The sequence below is a fragment of the uncultured Thiohalocapsa sp. genome, from assembly GCF_913063425.1.
GTDB lineage: Bacteria > Pseudomonadota > Gammaproteobacteria > Chromatiales > Chromatiaceae > Thiohalocapsa.
In genome coordinates this window covers 57,086-78,490 of the sequence record NZ_CAJXYK010000019.1, presented here as the reverse complement: position 1 = coordinate 78,490, position 21,405 = coordinate 57,086, and the positions used below count along the sequence as shown (strand labels likewise).

Annotated in this window: 20 protein-coding genes; 12 read left to right on the top strand and 8 right to left on the bottom strand. The window is 71.5% G+C overall.

Annotated features, from left to right (window positions below; translation table 11 throughout):
* Positions 1-182 precede the first annotated feature (182 nt).
* A complete protein-coding gene (locus tag QZ607_RS12365; RefSeq protein ID WP_295882959.1) occupies positions 183-1,133 on the top strand; it encodes a sulfurtransferase in 951 nt (316 codons plus the stop codon).
* Positions 1,134-1,225: 92 nt separating this feature from the next.
* Here QZ607_RS12365 and QZ607_RS12360 read toward each other — a convergent pair whose 3' ends face one another.
* Entirely contained in the window at positions 1,226-1,867 is a 642-nt protein-coding gene (locus tag QZ607_RS12360; protein ID WP_295882957.1) for a BMC domain-containing protein, read from the bottom strand.
* A complete protein-coding gene (locus QZ607_RS12355; protein ID WP_295882955.1) occupies positions 1,864-3,249 on the bottom strand; it encodes a TAXI family TRAP transporter solute-binding subunit in 1,386 nt (461 codons plus the stop codon). The genes QZ607_RS12360 and QZ607_RS12355 overlap by 4 nt, the downstream gene beginning before the upstream one ends.
* Positions 3,250-3,619: 370 nt before the next feature.
* Between QZ607_RS12355 and apbC the strand changes: the two genes are divergently transcribed.
* Positions 3,620-4,711, top strand: a complete 1,092-nt coding sequence (gene apbC / locus QZ607_RS12350; RefSeq protein ID WP_295882954.1) for an iron-sulfur cluster carrier protein ApbC — start codon at positions 3,620-3,622, stop codon at positions 4,709-4,711.
* Between the two features lie 222 nt (positions 4,712-4,933).
* On the top strand, positions 4,934-5,629 hold the full coding sequence (locus QZ607_RS12345) for a lasso peptide biosynthesis protein (protein WP_295882952.1): 696 nt from the start codon (positions 4,934-4,936) through the stop codon (positions 5,627-5,629).
* Between the two features lie 24 nt (positions 5,630-5,653).
* Here the strand turns inward: QZ607_RS12345 and ftsX are convergent, their stop codons facing one another.
* From ftsX to ftsY, 3 genes are all read right to left on the bottom strand, one after another.
* Positions 5,654-6,601: a permease-like cell division protein FtsX gene (ftsX, locus tag QZ607_RS12340; protein ID WP_295882951.1), complete on the bottom strand. Its 948-nt coding sequence runs from the start codon at positions 6,599-6,601 to the stop codon at positions 5,654-5,656.
* 22 nt (positions 6,602-6,623) lie between these two features.
* A complete protein-coding gene (gene ftsE, locus QZ607_RS12335) occupies positions 6,624-7,340 on the bottom strand; it encodes a cell division ATP-binding protein FtsE (RefSeq protein WP_295883005.1) in 717 nt (238 codons plus the stop codon).
* A gap of 111 nt (positions 7,341-7,451) precedes the next feature.
* Entirely contained in the window at positions 7,452-8,567 is a 1,116-nt protein-coding gene (gene ftsY, locus QZ607_RS12330) for a signal recognition particle-docking protein FtsY (RefSeq protein WP_295882950.1), read from the bottom strand.
* Between the two features lie 275 nt (positions 8,568-8,842).
* Between ftsY and QZ607_RS12325 the strand changes: the two genes are divergently transcribed.
* From QZ607_RS12325 to QZ607_RS12285, 9 genes are all read left to right on the top strand, one after another.
* Positions 8,843-10,228: a pitrilysin family protein gene (locus tag QZ607_RS12325; RefSeq protein ID WP_295882949.1), complete on the top strand. Its 1,386-nt coding sequence runs from the start codon at positions 8,843-8,845 to the stop codon at positions 10,226-10,228.
* On the top strand, positions 10,218-11,807 hold the full coding sequence (locus QZ607_RS12320) for an insulinase family protein (protein WP_367268184.1): 1,590 nt from the start codon (positions 10,218-10,220) through the stop codon (positions 11,805-11,807). The genes QZ607_RS12325 and QZ607_RS12320 overlap by 11 nt, the downstream gene beginning before the upstream one ends.
* Before the next feature lie 73 nt (positions 11,808-11,880).
* On the top strand, positions 11,881-12,453 hold the full coding sequence (gene rsmD, locus QZ607_RS12315; protein WP_295883004.1) for a 16S rRNA (guanine(966)-N(2))-methyltransferase RsmD: 573 nt from the start codon (positions 11,881-11,883) through the stop codon (positions 12,451-12,453).
* A 227-nt stretch (positions 12,454-12,680) separates the two neighbouring features.
* Positions 12,681-13,157 carry a pantetheine-phosphate adenylyltransferase gene (gene coaD, locus QZ607_RS12310; RefSeq protein WP_295883003.1) on the top strand — a complete coding sequence of 159 codons (477 nt, stop codon included), beginning with the start codon at positions 12,681-12,683 and terminating at the stop codon, positions 13,155-13,157.
* A gap of 73 nt (positions 13,158-13,230) precedes the next feature.
* On the top strand, positions 13,231-13,488 hold the full coding sequence (locus QZ607_RS12305; protein ID WP_295882948.1) for a YfhL family 4Fe-4S dicluster ferredoxin: 258 nt from the start codon (positions 13,231-13,233) through the stop codon (positions 13,486-13,488).
* A gap of 163 nt (positions 13,489-13,651) precedes the next feature.
* On the top strand, positions 13,652-15,376 hold the full coding sequence (ggt, locus tag QZ607_RS12300; protein WP_295883002.1) for a gamma-glutamyltransferase: 1,725 nt from the start codon (positions 13,652-13,654) through the stop codon (positions 15,374-15,376).
* Positions 15,373-16,290, top strand: a complete 918-nt coding sequence (locus QZ607_RS12295; protein ID WP_295882946.1) for a Tim44 domain-containing protein — start codon at positions 15,373-15,375, stop codon at positions 16,288-16,290. The genes ggt and QZ607_RS12295 overlap by 4 nt, the downstream gene beginning before the upstream one ends.
* A gap of 101 nt (positions 16,291-16,391) precedes the next feature.
* Positions 16,392-16,841: a hypothetical protein gene (locus QZ607_RS12290; RefSeq protein ID WP_295882945.1), complete on the top strand. Its 450-nt coding sequence runs from the start codon at positions 16,392-16,394 to the stop codon at positions 16,839-16,841.
* A 228-nt stretch (positions 16,842-17,069) separates the two neighbouring features.
* Entirely contained in the window at positions 17,070-17,636 is a 567-nt protein-coding gene (locus QZ607_RS12285; protein ID WP_295882944.1) for a Uma2 family endonuclease, read from the top strand.
* Positions 17,637-17,829: 193 nt separating this feature from the next.
* Here the strand turns inward: QZ607_RS12285 and mutM are convergent, their stop codons facing one another.
* The 3 genes from mutM to QZ607_RS12270 are packed head-to-tail and all read right to left on the bottom strand — an operon-like array spanning position 17,830 to position 21,401.
* Positions 17,830-18,645 (bottom strand): bifunctional DNA-formamidopyrimidine glycosylase/DNA-(apurinic or apyrimidinic site) lyase, encoded by an 816-nt coding sequence (mutM, locus tag QZ607_RS12280; protein WP_295882943.1) that lies wholly within the window; start codon positions 18,643-18,645, stop codon positions 17,830-17,832.
* Between the two features lie 51 nt (positions 18,646-18,696).
* Entirely contained in the window at positions 18,697-19,869 is a 1,173-nt protein-coding gene (locus QZ607_RS12275; protein ID WP_295882942.1) for a DUF4340 domain-containing protein, read from the bottom strand.
* The gene (locus QZ607_RS12270) at positions 19,866-21,401 is read right to left on the bottom strand and encodes a GldG family protein (RefSeq protein WP_295882941.1); all 1,536 of its coding nucleotides are present in this window, start codon (positions 21,399-21,401) and stop codon (positions 19,866-19,868) included. The genes QZ607_RS12275 and QZ607_RS12270 overlap by 4 nt, the downstream gene beginning before the upstream one ends.
* Positions 21,402-21,405 lie beyond the last annotated feature (4 nt).

Genomic DNA, 21,405 nt, shown 5'->3' with positions numbered 1-21,405 from the left:
CCAGGGTGGAGTCGGGCGGACCAGCGAAGCGCCTCCAGCACGGGTCAAGACAGCGCGGGCCAAGATGGCGCGTGCTTGCAGCACAACACCCCGGAAAACCCGTGCCCCGGTTGAATCGGTGCGGTTGCGGCCACCACTTGCCGGCATCCGAACCTCACCGGCCGCACGGCCCGGAGTCCCTCATGCTGAAACACCTGCTGCTCGCCGCCGTGGTCGTTGCCGCGGCACCCCAAACCGTTGCCAAGCCGGCGGCCGACGCAACGGACACCGGGCCGGCGCCCGCCCTGGTGGACGCCGCCTGGCTCAAGGCGCATCTCGACGAGGTGGTGGTGGTGGACCTCCAGGAGCCCAAGGCCTTCCAGCGCTTCCACGCACCGGGCGCCGCGAGCCTGCCCTACGACAAGTGGCGCACCAACGCCCCCAAGGATAATAAGGACCCGGCGCTGCTGGAGTCCATGCTGCCCGACATCGCCGAGCTGGAGGCGATGCTGGGGGAGGCCGGCATCGGCAACGACGATCACGTGGTCATCACCGCCACCGGCCGCGGCGCCGGCGACATGGCTGCAGCGGCACGGGTGTTCTGGACCTTCAAGGTGCTGGGGCACGACGCCGTGAGTGTGCTGGACGGCGGTCTGGTGGCCTACGCCGATGCCGGCGGGCGCCTCGCCCGTGGGCCGTCGCAGCGCCCGGCTGCGAGCTTCACCGCCGAGCCGCGGCTTGAGCTGGTGCCGGATGCCGAAGCCGTGGCCGCCGCGCGTGCCGAGGGCGTGCAGCTGGTGGACGCCCGCAGCGAGGGCGAGTACGTCGGCATCTACACCGGCGACCGCGACGAGCGCCCCGGCACCATCCCCGGCGCCAAGCACCTGCCCTATGACTGGGTGGCGGCGGACGGTGGCGCCCGGCTGCGCAGCGCCGGCGCGCTCACGCAGCTGTTCGAGGCCCGGGGCATCGACCCCGGCAAGGCGCAGGTGCATTTCTGCCACAGCGGCAACCGGGCGGCGCTCAGCTGGTTCGCCGCCTATGCCGTGCTGGGCAACGAAGAGGCCCGGCTCTACGACGGCTCCATGATGGAATGGGCGCAGACCGCCGACAGGCCCGTTGCCGCCGAGATCGAGCTCTGCGAGGCCTGCTGAGCGACGCCGCCCCTGCCCACCGCGCGCCGCCAGGTATGCGCTGTGGGCATGCGCTGGGCAGCAGGTGAGCGAAGCGCAGCCCCCTGCCGTGCTCAATGGCCGTGGGCGATGACGGGCCGCTCCTGCCCGGAGAGGCTCTCCACCGCCGCCACGGCCGCGGCGCCGGCCTCGTCCACGTCGGCTTCGGTGCCCGACAGCGTCAGCCGCCCGAAGGCGCCGACGGCGCGGACGTCGATGATGGTGATGTTGGCCGCCTTCTCCGCCTGATTGGCGGCATAGACGATGTAGCCGGCCGGCTCTGTCTCCAGGATGAACATGCTCTGGCCCGGCAGGATCATGGAGCCGCGCCGGTTCTGGCGGTTGATGAGCACGGTGTGATCCGGCGTCATGGCGCGGATGATCTCCTTCCACGCCACCCGGCATTTCTGCCGGTCGTCCTGCTCGGCACCCAGGTTCTCAAGCAGGATGCGGCCTGCTTCCAGCACATCGCTCTGGTCGCGCTGATGGATGACCATGGAGCCGAAGGCACGCTCCACCACCTGCTGGGCCAGGTGCACGCGGGTGGCCTTGAGTGCGATGTCCGTGAGCCGGTGGATGGCCATGCCGGGAGAGACTTCCACCCAGAGGCACGCATCACCGGGGATGGGCAGGAAGCCCTGCGACACCGTGGCCATGTATTCGGCCAGCTGGGGCTGCAGGGAGTCGATGTAGATGTAGGTCCGGAGCTTGATCATTGCGTCGGTGCGTCGCTGCCGACGCTTTCCAGCTTCTCTTCCAGCAGACGGATGTGCAGGCGCAGATTGTACAGTTGATCGGTGTAGCCGAGCGGCACATCGATCTGCGCCGCCTCGGCTTCGATCTGCGCCAGGCGCTCGCGCAGCGCCGGGGCCTCGTCGGGGGCGATGTCCCGGGTCTCGATCTCCAGGTCGATGCGGCGCAGCTGCACGTACCAGCGCAGGATGCGCCGACGCACCCGCCAGGCATACACCGGCGGCAGGATCTTGATGAGCGGCAACAGCAGCGCCACCAGCGGCAGCAGCATCACCTTGGTGCGGTCGATCCAGGTGGCCGCCCAGAACGGCAGATAGCGCTGCAGGAAGGGCGGCCCGTGCGCGTAGTGGCGCTCGGCATCCGCGCTGAGCGGGAAGTCCGAGTGCTGCGGCGTCGGGAAGCTGCCGGGCGCCGCCAGCAGCGAGCCGTCGCCGTGGACCTGCTTTGCGGCCTGGATGAGCAGGTCCACCAGCGCCGGGTGAATGTCCGGGCGGGCCACCAGATTGGCGGTCGGTGCCACCAGGGCGAGCGGCAGCGGCGGGATGTCTTCTGCCGGATTCAGCGCACCGCGCGGCAGCTCAAGCCGGGTCAGCGCCCGGTTGATGCGCGCATAGGCCGCGGCCCGCGGCAGGGTCTGGAGCCGCACCGCCGGGTTGTCGAGCAGCTGCTGGAGCATTGGGGAATCCGGCGAAGCGACGTTGAATAGCAGATCCAGCTCGCCGGCGATGAGGTCCCGGTCCGAGTCCTCCGCCGACTGACTCACCAGGGTCGCGGTATCCGCGTCGATGCCGTTCAGCGCCAGCAGTTGCTGCACCAGCGCTCGGGTGCCGCTGCCCTCGCCACCGACGGCGATGCGCAGGCCGTCCAGCTCGTTCAGCGCGCGGGTCGGCGCCGCGGCCGGCACTACCAGCCACAGGGGCTCGTAGAACATGCTGCCGAGGCCGCTCAGCTGCTCGCGCTGCCTGGGCCGGGCGACACCGCCCTGCACCAGCGCGAGGTCCACCGGGTCCGCCTCGCGCAGAAGCCGCCCGAGGTTGTCCACACTGCCCTGGGTTGCCTCGATCTCCAGGGTGATGTCGTAGGCGGCGAGGGCGTCGCGGTAGCGCTCCGCATAGCGCATGTAGGCGCCTTCCGGCTGGCCCGCCGCCATGGTGATGGTGTGCGGCGGCGCCGGCTGCACGAACTGCCCGGCGAGCCAGAAGGCCAGAACCACCAGCAGGGCGCTGCCGCCGAAGAGCCCGGCAGTCTCCAGCCGGCCGCCACGACGGCGCCGCGGCGGGCGCTCTGCCGAGGTCAAAGGCGGTTGCCCGTCTCGGGGCGGCTTGGCGGCAGCACGGGTGGGCATGATGACTGCGCAGTGGTGGCGGGATACGGCAGTGGCTCGGCGCGTGCGGCGGCATGGCGAAAGCCGGCGTGCAAGCGGGACCGACCAAGCCCTTCATTATGCAACAGGCCGGGCAATCTCGGGGAGGCGTTGGCGGCCTAGTGACCCGGCAACGCTGCATTCGCAGACGCCCAGTGCAGAAGCCATCGGCCCCAGGCACCGGGCGCGCCGGCCGACGCCTTGAATTAGCAACCACTGATACCAGTTGAGCGGGCACCGACGGCGCACCCGCGACATCGCCCAGCGCCGCAGCGACGGCGCCGCGCGCCGCAGACACAGAGATCAAGGCCGAGCGCTGAGCCGCGCGGCCACCCAGACAACGGAGTTAACCATGTCCGCACCCACCAACGAGACCGTCGAGGCCGCCCTCAAAGGCTACATCGAGCCGCACCTCGGCCGCGACCTCGTCAGCACCAAGTCCATCAAGTCCATCGACATCGAAGGCGACCAGGTCAAGGTCAAGGTCACCCTGGGCTTCCCGGCCAAGGGCGCCGCCGACGCCGTCGCTGCGGCCGTGAAGGAGGCGGTGGAGGGCATCGACGGCGTCTCCGCAGCGCAGGTGGACGTGGACTGGGAGATCCGCTCCCACTCCGTGCAGAAGTCCCTGAAGCCCATCGACAACATCAAGAACATCATCGCAGTGGCCTCCGGCAAGGGCGGTGTCGGTAAGTCCACCACGGCGGTGAACCTGGCACTCGCCCTCGCTGCCGAGGGCGCCAAGGTCGGCATCCTGGACGCGGACATCTACGGCCCCTCGCAGCCGCGCATGCTGGGCGTCTCGGGCAAGCCCGAGTCCAAGGACGGCAACAGCCTGGAGCCCATGACCAGCTACGACCTCCAGACCATGTCCATCGGCTTCCTCATCGAGGAGGAGACGCCGATGATCTGGCGCGGCCCCATGGTCACCCAGGCCCTGGAGCAGCTGCTGAACGACACCAACTGGTCCGATCTCGACTATCTGGTCATCGACCTGCCGCCCGGCACCGGCGACACCCAGCTGACGCTGGCGCAGAAGGTGCCCGTGTCCGGCGCGGTCATCGTCACCACCCCCCAGGACATCGCCCTGCTGGACGCCCGCAAGGGCCTCAAGATGTTCCAGAAGGTGGAGGTGCCGGTGCTCGGTGTGGTGGAGAACATGAGCATCCACATCTGCTCCAAGTGCGGCCACGAGGAGCACATCTTCGGCGAGGGCGGCGGTGCGTCCATGGCCGAGCAGTACGGCATCCAGCTCCTGGGCTCGCTGCCGCTCGACATCCACATCCGCGAGGAGACCGACTCCGGCAAGCCGAGCGTCGTCGCCGACCCCGAGGGCCGCATCTCCCAGATGTATCGCGAGATCGCCCGCAAGACCGCGGCCAAGCTCTCCCTCCAGGCCAAGGACTACGCCGCCAAGTTCCCGCGCATCGTCATCCAGAACAACTGATCGCGGTTGCCGTCGCCCACGCCGGCCACGCGTTTGCAGTGACGCGCGCCCAGCCTGGGCCGGCGCGGCCAAGACCCCGGCAACCCTGCCGGGGTTTTGTGTTTCGGCCGACTGAAGACTCCGCCACGCTGCGGGGCGCTACACTGAAGACCGGGCACAGGTGTTTGCCATCCGCCCTGGGCTCCGCTCCCACAGCGATGGCGTCGTATCGGTCAGGCCAACATGGGGCAGCAGTGGCGCAAGGTCATGGTGGCAGCGTTGCTGCTCTGGGCGCTGATCTGGGCGTTGGCAAGCCTGGCCGCGGTGCGGGCGAGCGAGGTACCCGCGGCGTCCCTGGTGGTCAGCCTGGCGCCGGCCGTCGAAGACCAGGTGGCGTTGACACGCCCGCAGCACTGGCCCATGAAGCGCGCCTGTCTCTACTACGCCCTTGCGGGGCAGGCGCTGCTGGCGGAGCACGGCATCCCGGCGCGGCTTCGGGTGGGGCGGGTGGTGTATCGCCCGGGCAGTGACGCTGCACACGCCATTGCGCCCCATGTCTGGCTGGAGACGCCGGCCGCATTCATCGACTATGCCACGCTGCCGCGCTGGGGCAGGGTCAGCGTCATTCCCCGCGCGCTGGTGGCCGCCGCACCTGCGCAGGTCGTAGCTGGGCGCACGCCGGTGCTGGCCGTCGCCGCGCCGGCCGATGCAGCGCTGGTGCGCTGGCTGAGCCACCATGCGCGTCGATTCCAGACGCGCGCCGGCAGCGCCTGCGCCCCGCAGCCGGCGCCCGCTCCATGCACAGGGCCGGCGCCGATGGGTCGGCCCGCTGTGCTGCCGTCCACGCCGCAGCGCATGAGCGCCTTGCCTGCGCCCATGGGCCGGGGCTGCGGCTCGGTTTGGTTGCCGATGCTGCCCGGGTGCTGCCGGCGGTTTTGAGCAGGGCTTGAGGGCGATGCCGCCTCACACCGGCCGGAGCCGCTTGAGGTGCCGGCCCACGGCGATGCGGCTGCCGACCATGCCGAGCAGGGTGCCGAGGCCGAGCAGGGCCACGGACTGGTGCAGGTCGAGGCCGATGAGCCGCAGTTGCGCTTCATAGAGGGCGGCAACGCGGTCCACGGGCCGCTGCAGCAGCCAAACGGCCGTGTCCACCAGCGCCCAGGCCAGGATGCCGCCGAGGAGGCCGTACCAGGCGCCGGCGTAGAGGAAGGGGCGGCGGATGAAGGCGCCCGTGGCCCCCACCAGGTCCATGACCAGGATCTCGTCGCGCCGGTTCTCGATCTCCAGTCGAATGGTGTTTCCAACCACCAGCACGACCCCCAGGGCGAGCATGCCGCCGAGCAGCCAGGTGCCTTCGCGCAGCAGTGACAGAATGGCCTGGAGGCGCTTGACCCACTGGGCGTCGGCCTGGGCGAAGTCCACGCCGGGCAGGGCCGCGAGACCGGTGAGCAGTGCGTCCACGTCGGCCTCGGCCGTCAGGTCAGGGGCGGGGTAGACGGCGAGCACCACGGGCAGCGGGTTGTCCGGCAGCTGGTCCAGGGCGCCGCCCAGGCCGCTGTACTCGCGCAGCTCCGCGAGCCCGGCGGCACGGGAGACCAGGTCCACCCGCCCGATGTCGATGCGCGTGCGCAGCGCCGCCGCCAGGCGCCCGCCGGCGGCCTCGTCGAGCCCCGGCGCCAGGAACAGCGACAGCGCTGCCCCGCGGCGCCAGTCCCCGGCGAGGCGCTCCAGGTTGTCGGTGATCGCCAGCAGGGTCGCCGGCAGTGCCAGGGCGATGGCGATGGCCGCGACGGTCATCAGCGTCGCCAGGGGCGCGCGAATGAGTCGGTCCAGGGTGTCTGTCGCCGCGCGGCGGTGATCTCCGACCCAGGTGCCGAGGCGACGCAGCCAGCGGGGCCGGCGCGCGCTCATGGCCGCCGTCGCGTCGGCCGGATCATGGTGCGGGCTCCGGCTCGGGCTCCGGCTCGGGCTCCGGGGTCGGCGGGCGCGGAATGGCATCGGCCACCAGCCGGCCCTGCTTGAGCACCAGGGTGCGGTGGCCCAGGGACTGGATCAGGTCCAGGTCATGGGTGGCGATGAGCAGGCTCACGCCCACCTCCACGAAGCGCTCGAAGAGCCGGAAGATCTCTCGGGACAGATCCGGGTCCAGGTTGCCGGTGGGCTCGTCGGCGAGGATCACCTCCGGGCGGCCCACCACGGCGCGGGCGATGCCGACGCGCTGCTGCTCGCCGCTGGAGAGGGTCAGCGGCAGCGCGCGCTCGAGCTTGAGCAGTCCCACCTGATCGAGCGCCGCGCGCACCCGCTTGCCGATCTCCTGGCGGTGCATACCGGCGCTCACCAGGGGCAGGGCCACGTTGTCGAATACGCTGCGCTCGGCGAGCAGGCGGTGATCCTGGAACACCATGCCGATGCGCCGGCGGTGGGCCGGGATGCGCCGCCGCGGCAGGCGCGCCAGGTCATCGCCGCCCACCCGCACGCTGCCGCGGCTCGGGCGCTCCAGCAGGCCGATGAGCTTCAGCAGCGTGCTCTTGCCGGCGCCGGAGTGGCCGGTGAGAAAGGCCATCTCACCCGCGTCCAGCCGGAAGCTCAGGTCCTTGAGCGCATCGCCCCGCTCGGGGTAGCGCTTGCTGACGTGCTCGAATTCGATCAAGACGGGGAAGCTTCTGGTTTCGAGGGTCAAGGGTCGAGGGGCGCTTAACGAGTCAGGCTGATTCCGTCGCCACAGATCGGCTGCATGTCCTCGCTCCTCGCCCGTCGCACTTCATGGCTTCATCAGTGCATCGAGGAAGATGTCCGCCTCGAAGTGCTTGAGGTCTTCGATCTTCTCGCCGACGCCGATGAACCGGAACGGGACCTCCAGGCGCTCGGCGATGGCGAACAGGATGCCGCCCTTGGCGGTGCCGTCGAGCTTGGTGAGGGTGATGCCGGTGATGGGCACGGCCGCGTTGAACTGCACCGCCTGGTGCAACGCGTTCTGTCCGGTGGTGGCGTCCACCACGAGCATGACTTCATGCGGGGCGTCGGGGTCGATCTTCTTCATCACCCGGACGATTTTCTTGAGCTCCTCCATGAGATTGGACTTGGTGTGCAGCCGCCCGGCGGTGTCGGCGATGAGCACATCGAAGCCGCGGGCGGTGGCCGCCTGCAGGGCGTCGTAGATCACCGAGGCCGGGTCTGCACCCGTATGCTGGGCAATGACGGGCACATCGTTGCGCTCGCCCCAGGCCTGGAGCTGCTCCACGGCGGCCGCCCGGAAGGTGTCCCCGGCCGCCAGCATGACCTTGTTGCCCTCCGCCTGGAGCTGCTTGGTGAGCTTGCCGATGGTTGTGGTCTTGCCGACGCCGTTGACGCCCACCATCAGGATCACCTGCGGGCGGCCGGCGGCCGGCTGGCGCACCGGGGCGTCCGCGCGGTGCAGGATGTCCGCCAGCTGGCGGCGCACGGCCTCCAGCAGGCCCTGCGGGTCCGAGACCTCCCGCAGCTTCACGCGGTAGGCCAGGTCTTCGATGATGCGCGTGGTGGCCGGCATGCCCACGTCGGCGGACACCAGCAGCATTTCCAGCTCTTCCAGCAGGTCTTCGTCGATCTCCTTGCGGCCGGTGACCAGCTCGGCGATGTCGGCGTTCAGCACCTCACGGGTGCGGGCCAGGCCGTTGCGCAGGCCGCGGAAGAAGCTCCGCCCCGCCTCGCCCTCCTGTTGCCGGTCGGCGCGCTCGGCGATGGCCTGGGCGAGGCGGCCGCCGGCGGGCGGTTGATCGGTCGCCACCGGCCCCGGGGCTGGAGGCTCGGAGGCGTTGCGCTCCACAACCGGGGCCCCGGCAGCAGGTGCCTGGCCCCCGGCCTCGGGTCGCGTCTTCTTCTTTCCGAATCCGAACATGGTGTGCAGTATGGGCGTCTGGGGTGTGCGGCGGACTCGGGCTGTCGGCCGCGGGTGGGGCGGTTGCCGCGGGCTCCGCCGGGCGGCCGAGCCCGGAGCTGACTGAGGTGGCCTTGACGGCGCAGGTTACCAAGCCGTCACTTTGCCGCCGCCGCCTGAGGACCGCATTGTATCAACAGGAATCGGCCGCCACGTGCCGGTCGAGCGACAACAGGCCCAGCCATGGACAGGCCCAGCTGTGAAGACCCAGCCATCAACCAGGAGTTTCCACGACAATGCGACTGCTTCCATTCGGCCTCGCGCTGCTGCTCGGGCTCGCCGGCCCGGCGGCGGCGGAGGTGCACGAGCGGGTGCTCGACAACGGCCTCAAGGTGCTGGTGAAGCCGGACCGTCGGGCGCCCATCGTCACGTCCCAGGTCTGGTACAAGGTGGGCTCCAGCTACGAGCCGGGGGGCATCACCGGTGTCTCCCACGTGCTGGAGCACATGATGTTCAAGGGCACCGAGAATCTCGCGCCGGGCGAGTTCTCCCAGATCATCGCCGACAACGGCGGTGACGAGAACGCCTTCACCGGCACCGATTACACGGCCTACTTCCAAACCCTCGCCGCGGACCGCCTCGCCGTCTCCTTCGAGCTGGAGGCCGAGCGCATGCGCCGGCTGACCCTGCCCGAGGACGAGTTCCTGAAGGAGCTGGAAGTGGTCAAGGAAGAGCGGCGCCTGCGCACTGACGACAATCCGCAGTCCCTGACCTACGAGCAGTTCCAGGCCGTCGCCTACCAGGCGTCCCCGTACCGCAACCCCATCATCGGCTGGCCCAGCGATTTGGACGCCATGCAGGTAGACGATCTGCGCCAGTGGTACCGGAAATGGTACGCGCCCAACAACGCCACCGTTGTGGTGGTGGGCGACGTGGAGCCCGACGCCGTCTTCGCGCTGGCGCAAGAGCACTTCGGCCCGCTGCAGGCGGAGCCCATCGCCCCGCCCAAGCCCCGCGGCGAGCCCGAGCAGCGCGGCGAGCGCCGGCTGGTGGTGAAGGCCCCGGCCAAGGAGCCCTATCTCATCATGGGCTACAAGGTGCCGGTGCTGGCCACCGCCGAGCAGGACTGGGAGCCCTATGCCCTGGAGATGCTGGCCTCCGTGCTGGACGGCGGCGCCAGTGCCCGCTTCAGCCGCGAGCTGGTGCGCGGCGAGCGCATCGCAGCCAGCGCCGGCGCCGGCTACAACGCCTTCTCGCGCCTGCCGGGGCTGTTCCGCCTGAGCGGCATTCCGGCGCAGGGCCACAGCGTCGCCGAGCTGGAGGCGGCGCTGCACGGGCAGATCGAGCGCGTGCAGACCGAGCTGGTCGCAGAAGACGAGCTGGAGCGCATCCGCACCCAGCTCATCGCCGGCAAGGTCTACGAGAAGGACAGCGTGTTCTATCAGGCCATGCAGCTCGGGCAGCTCGAGACCGTCGGTCTCGGCTGGGAGCTGGTGGATGAGTACGTGGACCGCCTGTCTGCCGTGACCCCGGAGCAGATCCGCACGGTCGCCCGCAAATACCTGGTGCCCGAGGTGCGCACCGTCGCCCGCCTGGACCCGCAGCCCCTGGACGGGGGCGACGGCGCCCCGCGCACCGCCCGCAACAACGCCACATCCGGAGCCCTGGCCCATGCCCGCTGAGCGCAACAGACTGCTGACCGCCGCGGCGCTGGCGACGGCCTGCCTCACCGCAGCGCTGAGTGCGCCTGCCGCGGCCACCCCGAACATCGAGACCTGGCAGACCGCCTCCGGTGCCGAAGTGCTCTACGCGCACGCCCCCGACCTGCCCATGGTGGATGTGCGCATTGCCTTCGATGCCGGCAGCGCCCGCGACGGCGGGCAGCCCGGGCTTGCCTCCATGACCGCCAACATGCTCACCGAAGGCGCCGGCGGGCTCGATGCCGACACCATCGCGGAGCGGGTGGAAACCGTCGGCGCCGAGCTCGGCACCGGCGCTGATCGCGATATGGCGTATGCGAGCCTGCGCAGCCTGACGGAGCCCGATACCCTGGGCACCGCGGTGGAGATCCTCACCAAGGTCCTCGCCGCACCGGACTTCCCGCCCGAGGACCTTGAGCGGGTGCGCGCCAACACCCTGGTGGGCCTGCGCCAGCAAGAGCAGAAGCCCGGCAGCGTCGCGAGCCGGGCGCTTTACCAAGCAGTGTATGGCGATCACCCCTACGCCACCGACCCGGACGGCAACCGCGACAGCGTGGCCGCCATCGAGCGGGACGACCTGGTGGACTTCCATGAGCGCTACTACACTGCGGCCAACGCCACCGTCGCCATCGTCGGCGCCGTGGACCGGGCGCAGGCGCAGGTGCTCGCCGAGGTGCTCACCGCCGGCCTGCCGGAGGGTGCGCCGCCGCCGCCCCTGCCACCGGTGGCGGACCTCGCCCGCGGTGCTGTGGAGCGCATCGCCTTCCCGTCCAGCCAGACGCATCTGTACATGGGCCAGCCCGGCATGCGCCGGGGCGACCCGGACTACTTCGCGCTCTACGTGGGCAACCACATCCTGGGCGGCAGCGGGCTCGTGTCCATCCTGATGGACGAGGTCCGCGAGCAGCGCGGTCTGTCCTATTCCGCCTACAGCTACTTTGCGCCCATGGCCCAGCGCGGGCCCATGATCATGGGTCTTCAGACCAAGAACGCGCAGGTGGACGAGGCCAGGCAGGTCATGTTGGATACGCTGAAGCGCTTCGTCGAGCAGGGGCCGACAGCGGAGGAGCTTACGGCGGCGGTCAAGAACATCACCGGCGGCTTCCCGCTGCGCATCGCGAGCAACGCCAAGATCGTGCAGTACCTGTCGCTGATCGGCTTCTACGACCTGCCGCTCGACTACCTGGACCGCTTCACCGAGCGCGTGCGCGCCGTCACCGCGGAGCAGATCCGCGCTGCCTACCGCCGCCGCGTGCACCCTGAGCGCCTCGCGGTGGTGATGGTGGGCGGCGACGCGGACGGCGCAGCCGAGCCCGTCGCCGCGACAAAAGCCGGCGCTGGCACAGCGGGGTCAGGCGCAGCGATGCCAGATGCAGCGACGCCAGATCCAGCGACGCCGGGTGCAGCGAGCCCAGATCCAGCCACGCCGGGTACAGCGAGCCCAGATGCAGCGGCACCGGAGCCCATGGCCCCAAGGTCCACAGCCAGCAGCCCCCAGGCCAAGGTCGCGCCCGTACCTGCGGGCATCGGCCCGGCGCCGGCCGCCGGTGGCGAAGGCTAGCGGCGGCGCGCATCGCACCGGCGCCGGCGCCCGCCGCGGCCGGGCGCCCGCGCAGCGCGCGGCGCCGGGGCAGCTGCGCATCATCGGCGGGCGCCTGCGCGGTCGGCGCCTGGCCGTACCGCACCAGCCCGGGCTCAGGCCCACCACCGACCGCGTCCGGGAGACGCTGTTCAACTGGCTCGCCGCCGAACTTCCCGGCAGCCGCTGCCTGGACTGCTTCGCGGGCTCCGGTGCGCTGGGCTTCGAGGCCTACTCCCGCGGCGCCGCCGAGGTGGTCCTGGTGGAGCGTGCGGCCCCGGTTGCCGCCAGGCTCGCAGCCAATGCCGAAATCCTGCGCGCGGCGGCCGTCGCAGACCCGCAGCTGCCGAACGGACGCCTCGAGGTGGTACGGGCGGATGTGCTGCGCTGGCTCGCCACCCGCCCGCCGGCGCCCTTCGACATCGTCTTTCTCGACCCGCCCTTCGCGGATGCCGTCCTCGCCGAGACCTGTGGGCAACTGACGCGGGGCTGGCTGGCCGCGGGTGCTGCCATCTACCTGGAAACGCCGGCCACCGCGCCCATGCCCGCGTTGCCCGAGGACTGGCATGTGGATCGGGAGCGGACCGCGGGTCAGGTGCGCTACGCCCTGGCGCGCGTGTCGGCATAGTCGCAAGGCGCGGCTCCACTGCGGCAGCCCCACACCGGCTCGGACCCGAATGCGGGTGCGGGGACGCAAGGCGCAGGCGCGCTTGCGCGCTGGGGCGGCCGGGTCTGCTATTCTCTGTCGTCAATCCGGACCGGCAAGCGCTGCCGCCGGCCCCCTGTCGCCGGCTTCCGTCGCCGTCCCCCCGGGCGCCGGCACAGCCGGCTTAACGCGGAGCCCGCGCACTCATGATGCGAAGCGTCGTCTACCCCGGCACCTTCGACCCCATCACCAACGGGCATACCGATCTGGTGGCGCGCGCCGCACAGCTCTGCGATCGGGTGGTCGTGGCCGTCGCCCGGGACACGGGCAAGTCCACCACCTTCGACACCGACGAGCGTGTCGCCCTGGCCCGGGAGGTCTGCGGCAGCCTGGGCAACGTGGAAGTGGTGCCCTTCTCCGGCTTGCTGGTGGAATTCGCCCGCAACATGCAGGTGCATGTGATCATGCGCGGGCTGCGGGCGGTGTCGGACTTTGAGTACGAGTTCCAGCTGGCCGGCATGAACCGGCGCATGGCCCCGGACATCGAGACCCTGTTCCTCACCCCGGCGGAGCAGTACGCCTACATTTCCTCGTCGCTGGTGACGCAGATCGCCCGCCTCGGCGGCGACGTGTCCGCCTTCGTGCCGCCCGCTGTCCATGCTGCATTGCGAAACCGGTTTGGATAAACTCCGCGCCATCCCAATGTGCCGGCGCGAGAGCCAAGCTCCATCAGCCAAGCTACCTCACAGGAGTACCGCCATGGCCCTGCTGATTACCGACGAATGCATCAACTGCGATGTCTGCGAGCCCGAGTGCCCCAACGGCGCCATCTCGCAGGGCGAAGAGATCTACGTCATCGAGCCCGATCTCTGCACCGAGTGCGTCGGCCACTACGAGACGTCCCAGTGCGTGGAGGTCTGCCCGGTGGACTGCATCATCGTGGACCCGGACAACACCGAGTCCGAAGACGAGCTGCGCGCCAAGTACGAGCGCATCACCGGTGACACCGGCGGCTGAGCGCGGCCCACAACGCCGCGGGCGCAACCCCACTGAGGCTCCCGCGTGGAGCCTTTTTGCTGTGAAGCATCCGCTGGCTCGAACAGGCGAGCCCGCTGCACCCCGCGCAGGCCGCAGCCGGTCCCGGTGCGTGACCCTCGGGCTCGCGCTGAGCCTGCTGCTGGTGCTGCCCGCGGTGTCGGCGGCAGCGCCGACACCGCCGGCCGCCGCCGTCGCAAGCGCCCATCCGGCAGCCACGGCAGCAGGTCAGGCCATCCTGCGTGCCGGCGGTAACGCCTTCGACGCGGCGGTGGCCGTGAGCGCGGCCTTGGCCGTGGTGGAGCCCTACAGCTCCGGCCTCGGCGGCGGCGGCTTCTGGCTGCTGCACCTGGCCGACTCCGGCCGGGACGTCATGGTGGACGGCCGCGAGCGCGCTCCGCTCGCCGCCACCGCCGACATGTATCTGGATGCCGGCGGTGCATTCGTCCCGGAGCGGGCGCTGAACGGCCCACTCGCCGCGGGCATTCCCGGTGCGCCGGCGGCGCTGGTGCACATCGCCGAGCGTTATGGCGCGCTGCCGCTGGCGGCGAGCCTGGTGCCCGCCATCGAGCTGGCCCGCGACGGCTTCGTGGTGGACCCGGTGTACCGGCGCCTGGCGCGGTGGCGCCGCGACGTCATCGCCGCGTCGCCGGCGGCGGCGGAGCAGTTCCTGGTGGACGGCGCCGTGCCGGCTGAAGGGACAAGACTGCGCCAGCCGGACCTAGCCGCCACGCTGCTGCGCCTGGCCCGCGCAGGCCACGCCGGCTTCTATGGCGGTGAGCTTGGCCGGCGGCTGGTGGACGGCGTGCGTGACGCCGGAGGCATCTGGACCCACGAAGACCTGGCAGCATATCGCATCGTCGAGCGGACGCCCGTCACCGGCACGTTCGAGACCCCTGCCGGTCGCTGGCGCCTGGTGAGCGCAGCGCCCCCGTCATCGGGCGGCGTCGCGCTGGTGCAGATGCTGAACATGCTGAGCGGCTTCGACCTCGCAGCGCTGGACCCGGTGGACCGTATCCACACCGTCGTGGAGGCCATGCGGCGTGCCTACCGCGACCGCGCCCTGTTCCTGGGCGACCCGGATCAGGTGGATGTGCCGGTGGCGCGGCTGACCCATCCGTTCTACGCCGCCGGACTCATGCGGGACTTCCGCATGGAGCGGGCAACGCCGAGCCAGGCGCCGCTGCTCGGCCGGCCCAAGGGCGCCGACACCACGCACTTCTCCATCCTGGACGCCGCCGGCAACCGTGTCGCCGCCACCCTGAGCATCAACTACCCGTTCGGCTCCGGCTTCGTGCCGCCCGGCACCGGCGTGCTGCTGAACGACGAGATGGACGACTTCGCGGCGCAGCCTGGGGTGCCTAATGCCTATGGCCTCATCGGCGGGCAGGCCAACGCCATCGCGCCCGGCAAGCGCATGCTCTCAAGCATGAGCCCGACCTTCATCGAGTCCGACGACCATGTGGTGATTCTCGGCACGCCGGGGGGCAGCCGCATCATCACCATGGTGCTGCACGGCATCCTTGCCGCCACCGGTCTGAATCCGGACCCGGGCGACGGCGCCGCGGACTGGGTTGCGGCGCCGCGCTTCCACCACCAATACCTCCCCGATGAGATTCTGCTGGAGCCGGATGCCCTGTCCCCCGACGTGCGCGAGCGCCTGCGGCAGCGCGGTCACGCGCTCGAAACAGCCGACCGGCCCTACGGCAACATGCAGCTCATCCACTGGGACCGGGCTGCGGGCCGCGTGGAGGCCGCGAGCGATCCGCGCGGCATCGGCGCCGCGGCGGTCAGCAACGGCCTGCCCGACGCATCCGGGTCGGTCCAGCGATCACAACCACAGACACAGCCACTGAGAACGACACCATGAAGACCTTCATCGTTGCCATGCTGAGCCTTTTCGTCGTCGGCGCCCTGGTGCTGCCGGACGACGCCGATGCACGCCGCTTCGGCGGTGGCCGCAGCCTCGGCAAGCAGTACAGCATGCCGCGCCAGGCCGAGCGCCCGCAGACACCGCAGCGCCAGCAGGCGGCCGACCAGCGCGGCACCCAGCCCGGGGCCGCAGGGCAGCGGCCCCGCGGCGGCATGGGCTGGCTCGGCCCGCTCGCCGGGCTCGCCGCCGGTGGGCTGCTGGCGTCGCTCTTCTTCGGCGGCGCCTTCGAGGGCTTTCAGCCCTTCGACTTCCTGATCATCGCCGCACTGGTCATCGGCGGCATCCTGCTGTTCCGGATGCTCCGCCAGCAGCGCCCGGCGGGGCCGAGACCGGCCCCGGCGGGCTTCACGCCCGGCGGCCAGGGGCCGGGCGGCGGCTCGCCCTTCGACACACCCTTGCCCGGCGGCGGCGCTGTCGCAGCGCCCCGGTCGGACGGGGCGCGTGCCGTGGTGGCGCAGCCGGGCGCTGCCGACGCGCCCGGCTGGTTCGATCCCGAGGGCTTCGCGGAGGGCGCCAAGACCCATTTCATCCGCCTCCAGGCCGCCTGGGATCAGGCGGACTTTCGCGACATCCGCGAGTACACGGCGCCGCAGCTCTTCGCCGAGCTCAAGCGCGAGCGCGAGTCCATGGGCGATGCGCCCAATTTCACCGAGGTGGTGACGCTGAATGCCGAGCTGCTCGGTGTGCAGCGCGACGCCGACCAGGTGGTGGCGAGCGTGCGCTTCACGGGCCTGATCCGCGAAGACGAGCAGGCGCCGGCCAAGCCCCTGGACGAGATCTGGCACGTGGCACACGACTGGGCGAGCGCGGATGGTGACTGGCTCATCACCGGCATCCAGCAGCCGCAGTGACGCGGCCGGAGTGAGCCACTGCGGAAGTCGTGAAGCCGCCCACCGGGTTCGCCGACTTCAGTCGGCCCCCCGGGCCGTCGGACAAACCTGGGCAGGCACCCATGAGCCGCATCCTCTTCCTCTGCACCGGCAACTACTACCGCAGCCGTTTCGCTGAGGCGTACTTCAATCACGCCGCCCAGCGCGACGGCGTGCCCTGGCGGGCGGACTCCAAGGCGCTGGCGCGCGATCTTCGGGGCACCGGGAACCGCGGGCCCATTTCCGCCCATGCCCTGGCGCTGCTCGCGGCCCACGGCGTGCCGGCGCGCGGCGAGCCGCGCTGGCCCGCGCGGGTGGAGGCGCCGGACTTTCACCGCTATCCACGCATCATCGCGCTCAGCCGCCGCGAGCACGAGCCGATGATGCAGGCCCTGTTCCCGGAGCATGCAACCCGCATCGAGTATCTGGAGATCGGCGACGTCGACGTGGAGACACCGGAGGCGGCCATCGCCCGTTTGGCGCAGGACCTGGATGCCCTGGCAGCGGAGCTGATGGCGGGGTCGCAGCCCTGACTCTGTTCAACGGGGCCTTGAGCATCATCTGCCCGTATTTCGTCGTGCGCTGCTTCGCGATCTTCGCGTGCTTCGTGGTGCGCTGCTCTTTTTGAAGTGCGTCCAGGCCGACGCTTCGGCAGCGCTGACGACGCCGCACGCGCGCTCGGGGCTCCTATCCGCAGTCCCCAACATCGCCTAAGCTGAACCCATTGCAACCGATTGCCACCGGCAAGCCAAGGCTGCGCAATGTCCATTACGGCTCCAAGCTCACCGCAAGCCGAGTCCCTGCTCACGGCCGAAGACCTCTGGCGGCATGGCCCCACCGCGCCGGGGGAGATCGTCAGAGGGAGATTCATCGAGATGCCGCCCACCGGCCATCCGCTTGCCAGTGTCGAAGGGAACATCGCAAGGGAGCTCGGCAGCTTCGTCAAGCGACAGGCGCTCGGCAAGGTCATGCCGGGCGAGGTCGGCATCATCACCCAGCACGACCCGGACACGGTTCGCGGTGCCGATGTCGTCTACATCTCCAACGAGCGCCTGGCCCGGGCCCAGCCCGACGGTTATCTCGATGTCGCCCCGGAGCTGACCATCGAAGTCGTCTCGCCCAACGACCGTCGGACGGAGATCGATGAGAAGGTCAGCGAGTACCTGGCCTGTGGCGTCGAAGCCGTCTGGATCATCGACCCGCGCAACCGGCGCGTGACCTGCTGGCGCGCGCCGGGCGAGGCCCGCACCTACGGGCAGGACGACGTGCTCGAGGAGCCGGGCATCCTGCCGGGATTCTCCCTGGCGGTACGGGAACTGTTCGAGTAGGCGATGGAGCGTCGCACCCCGTGCTGACGGGCTGTGCGGTCAGTCGCAAGCGACCAAGGTCGTCGCGGTCCAGCAGGGTCGATTGCCCCCGAGCGCGGACGCGCTGCGCACACGCGTCCATTGGCCGGATTTGGCCGCATGCTGTGGCGCTGGCCTTCCGGTAGGGCCACTGCAACGGCCGCGCGCGACCGGCTCAGCGCTGACACCTGGGGCAGTAGAAGCTGGAGCGCTGGCCGATGCGCTGCTGGCGCACGGGCTCGCCACAGCCCGGGCAGGGCAGACCGGCGCGGCCGTAGACCCGCAGCGCCCGGGCGAAATACCCTGGATTGCCGTCCTCCCGGACGAAATCCCGCAGGCTGGTGCCGCCCTCGGCAATGGCCGCCGCCAGCACCGTCTTGATGGCCGCGGCGAGGCGCTCGTAGCGCGCGAGTGCGATGCGCCCAGCCGGGCGGTGCGGGTGCACGCCGGCGCGGTGCAGGGCCTCGCTCGCGTAGATGTTGCCGACCCCCACCACCACGTGGCTGTCCATGATGAAGGTCTTGACGGCGGCCCGGCGACCGCGGCTCAGCCGGTACAGGTAGGCGCCGTCGAAGCCGGGCGACAGGGGCTCCGGACCCAGCTGCGCCAGCAGCGGATGGGCCGTGACCGGCGGCGGCGCCCAGTGCAGGCTGCCGAAGCGTCGCGGGTCCCGCAGCCGCAGGCAGCGCCCGTCATCGAGCAGCAGATCGATGTGGTCGTGCGCTGCCGGCGGCGTGTCCGCGGGCAGCACCCGCAGGCTGCCGGACATGCCGAGGTGCAGGATCAGGGCGCCCTGGGGCAGGTGCAGCAGCAGGTATTTGGCACGCCGGGCGACGGCCTCGATGGGCTGGCCGGCGACGGCGGCGTCCACGGCCTGCGTGACGGGCCAGCGCAGCCGCCGCTCCCGCGCCACCAGCTTGAGGATGCGCCGGCCCGTCAGATGCGGGGCGAGGCCGCGCAGGCAGGTTTCGACCTCGGGCAGCTCCGGCATCTCAACCGGCCATGATCGGCGCGCCCGCCCTGAGCGCCGCTGTGACGATGCTCATGGGCTGCGCTTCTCCGTGCGCAGTGGCATGTCCGCCCCACTCGCAGGTGCAGGCGCCGGCGCCGCAGGCGCAGACGCGGACGTAGTCGGCGGTGGGGTTGGCGACGGCGCGAAGGGGTCGGCGCCGGTCTGCGGCAGCACGGACGGGTCGCGGCGGCGCTGCGGAGCCATGTCGCGCAGATTCGGAATGGCGGCTGTCGGGCGTCGCTCGTCGGTCGCGCTGCCCGGTGGCGGTGGCGCCAATCGCTGCACAGGCAGGGCGTCGCGGGCCGCGGGCGGTGTCGTGGGTGCCGGTGTGAGCGCAGCTGCTGCGGGCAGCGGCGCAGCCCTCGGCATGGTGCTGGGCGCAAGCGGCGCCGGCGGCGGGGCGGATGCGGCCGCGGTCGGGGCCTCGGCCGCCGCCGGCAGGGGCGGGGTCGCAAAGTGCCAGCTGAGCGCCGTGTCCAGCCGCGTCCAGCGCCGGCCGCCGTCGCTGATGCGAAAGCCCAGGTCGTCGCCGCCGTCCGCCGAGGCGATGCGCAGCCGGCGCGAGCCGGGCGCATCGGCCGGAAGCCCATCGGTGGGGGAGGTCACCCGCACTGCCCTGGCATCCGCCAGCGGCGCCAGCTGCCCCGCGGTAAGGGGGGCGCCATCCAGGTCCCCCAAGCCGGGGCTGAACGCCGGCGGCAGCAGCTGGCGGCTCACCAGCGCCGTGACAGGCGTCATGAGCCGGGGCAGGAAGCGGTCTTCGATCAGGTGCACCATGTCGCCCACCTGCACGTACCGCAGGCCGGCCACGGGCTCGGTGCCGCCGAAGCGCAGCTGAAGGCCGTCGAGGGTGATGCTGAGCGCCGCCGCCGCGAGCCCCAGCTCGGCAAGATCCAGGCCCGCCGCCGGCAGCGTGCGCGCCACCTGCGCCTGCGCCACCGGCAGCAGGCGCGTGACGGCAGCGGTGTCCGCCGGCACCGCGTGCGGTGCAAGCATGCGCCAGTCCGTGCCCTCGCGCTCCAGGCGGATGGGGGGCTCGCCCGCGCGCTGAAGCGTGATGCGCTCGATGGCCGCGGGGATGAGGTCGGTGAGCTGCGTGTCGCGGGCTGCCTCGCGCAGGTCGAGCCGCACCAGCAGCGCCAGGGCGCCGAGCAGTGCCAGCAGTGCCAGGTTGATGAGCCAGCGGCGCGCGAGCAGCGTCATGCCGTCCCCCGGCGCCAGGTGATCCAGAGCCCCGCCGCCACCAGCAGCGCCGGCAGCACGAACACGCCGCCCACGGCGATGGCCCAGGCGCGCGGTGTCGAGAGCACGAAGTTGTCCCGGTCGTCGGGGGCCGCGGGCGGGGTGATGAGATCCTCGAGCCCCGTCAGCCAGCGCGCCATGCGCAGCGCCAGCTCGCGGTTCCCGGCGGTCGCGAGGTGGGCATTGCTCGCGAAGTCGCCGTCGCCGACGAGGATGACGCGCTGCTCGGCCGGTGCAGCCGGCTCGCCCCCGGCGTCGGCGTCCGCCGCGCGCGCAGGGGCCGGCCGCGGGCGCGTCAGCACCAGTGCCAGCGCCAGTGGGCCGGCTTGCTCTCCGGCGGCGGGGTTGCGGGTGATCTCCCCGCGGATGGGGCCGGTTTCGTTCCAGCTGTCCGCGCCGGTGGTCAGCGTGGTGTCGAGCAGCCAGCCCGGTGCCGCGGCCGGGGCGAAGGCGAGGCTGCCCGGGAGCACCACATGGCCCTTCAGGTCGCGGCCCAGGGGATGCGCGGGCCAGTCGTCCAACACGGCGAAGGTGGGGGCCTCGAAGCCGAGCTCCGACGCCTGCGCGTCCACCACCATGCCCGGGAGCGGGCGCACGCCGAGGTAGGCGGCCAGCGGCTCAAGCCCCATGAGCCCGTCCGTGCTTGCCCCCGGGTCCAGCAGCCAGAGCAGATTGCCGCCGGCATCGAGGTAGTCCACCAGGGCCTCCGCCTCGCCCGGGAAGAGGGCGATGGACGGTGCCGTCACCACCAGCAGATCGGTGTTGTCCGGCACACGGCCGGCGCTGGCCAGGTCCAGCGGCCGCAGCCGGAAGCCGCGCTGGCGCAGCAGCTGCGCGAAGCGGCCGATGTCGGCCCCGGCGCCGCCGGCCATGGCGCGCTCGCCGTGGCCCTCCAGCACCGCCACCCAGGGTGCCCGTTCCAGGGTCAGGCGCGCGATGGCGCTGGACAGCGTGCCCTCGCTCAGCGCTTCCAGGGTCTCGCGGCGTCCCCGCTGCTCCAGCACCAGCTGGCCCAGCAGGTGGACGTCCGCGTTGCGGGCGCGCCCGGGGGCGGTCTGCGGGTCCACCCATTGGATGTCCAGGTCCGGGCGGTGGCGGCGGTAACGCGCCAGGAGCGCCTCCACGGCGCGGCCCACGCGATGCTCACGCGGTGCGAAGACGGTGATGCGCAGGGGCGCCTCGGCGCCGTCCGGCAGGCGCTCCAGCAGGGCGATGCTCTCCGGCGACAGGCTGTTGCGGGCGCTGCTGCTCCAGTCGAAGGTGTGATCGTGCCGGGCGGCGAGCCAGCCCGCCGTCAGCACGAGCGCCAGCAGCAGCAGCGCAAACACGGCGTCGGCGGCGACCCGGTGCAGCCGTCGCCAGCCGGGCGGCGACACGGCGGCGGGCGCGGCTGCCGGGGGTGCCATGTCTGCCTGCCCGGCGTCGTCGGCGTCGGCGGCCTCGGGGCCGGCGGGATGGGCGGCTTCCGGCTCGATGCGTGGCGGGGCGGTCATGCGG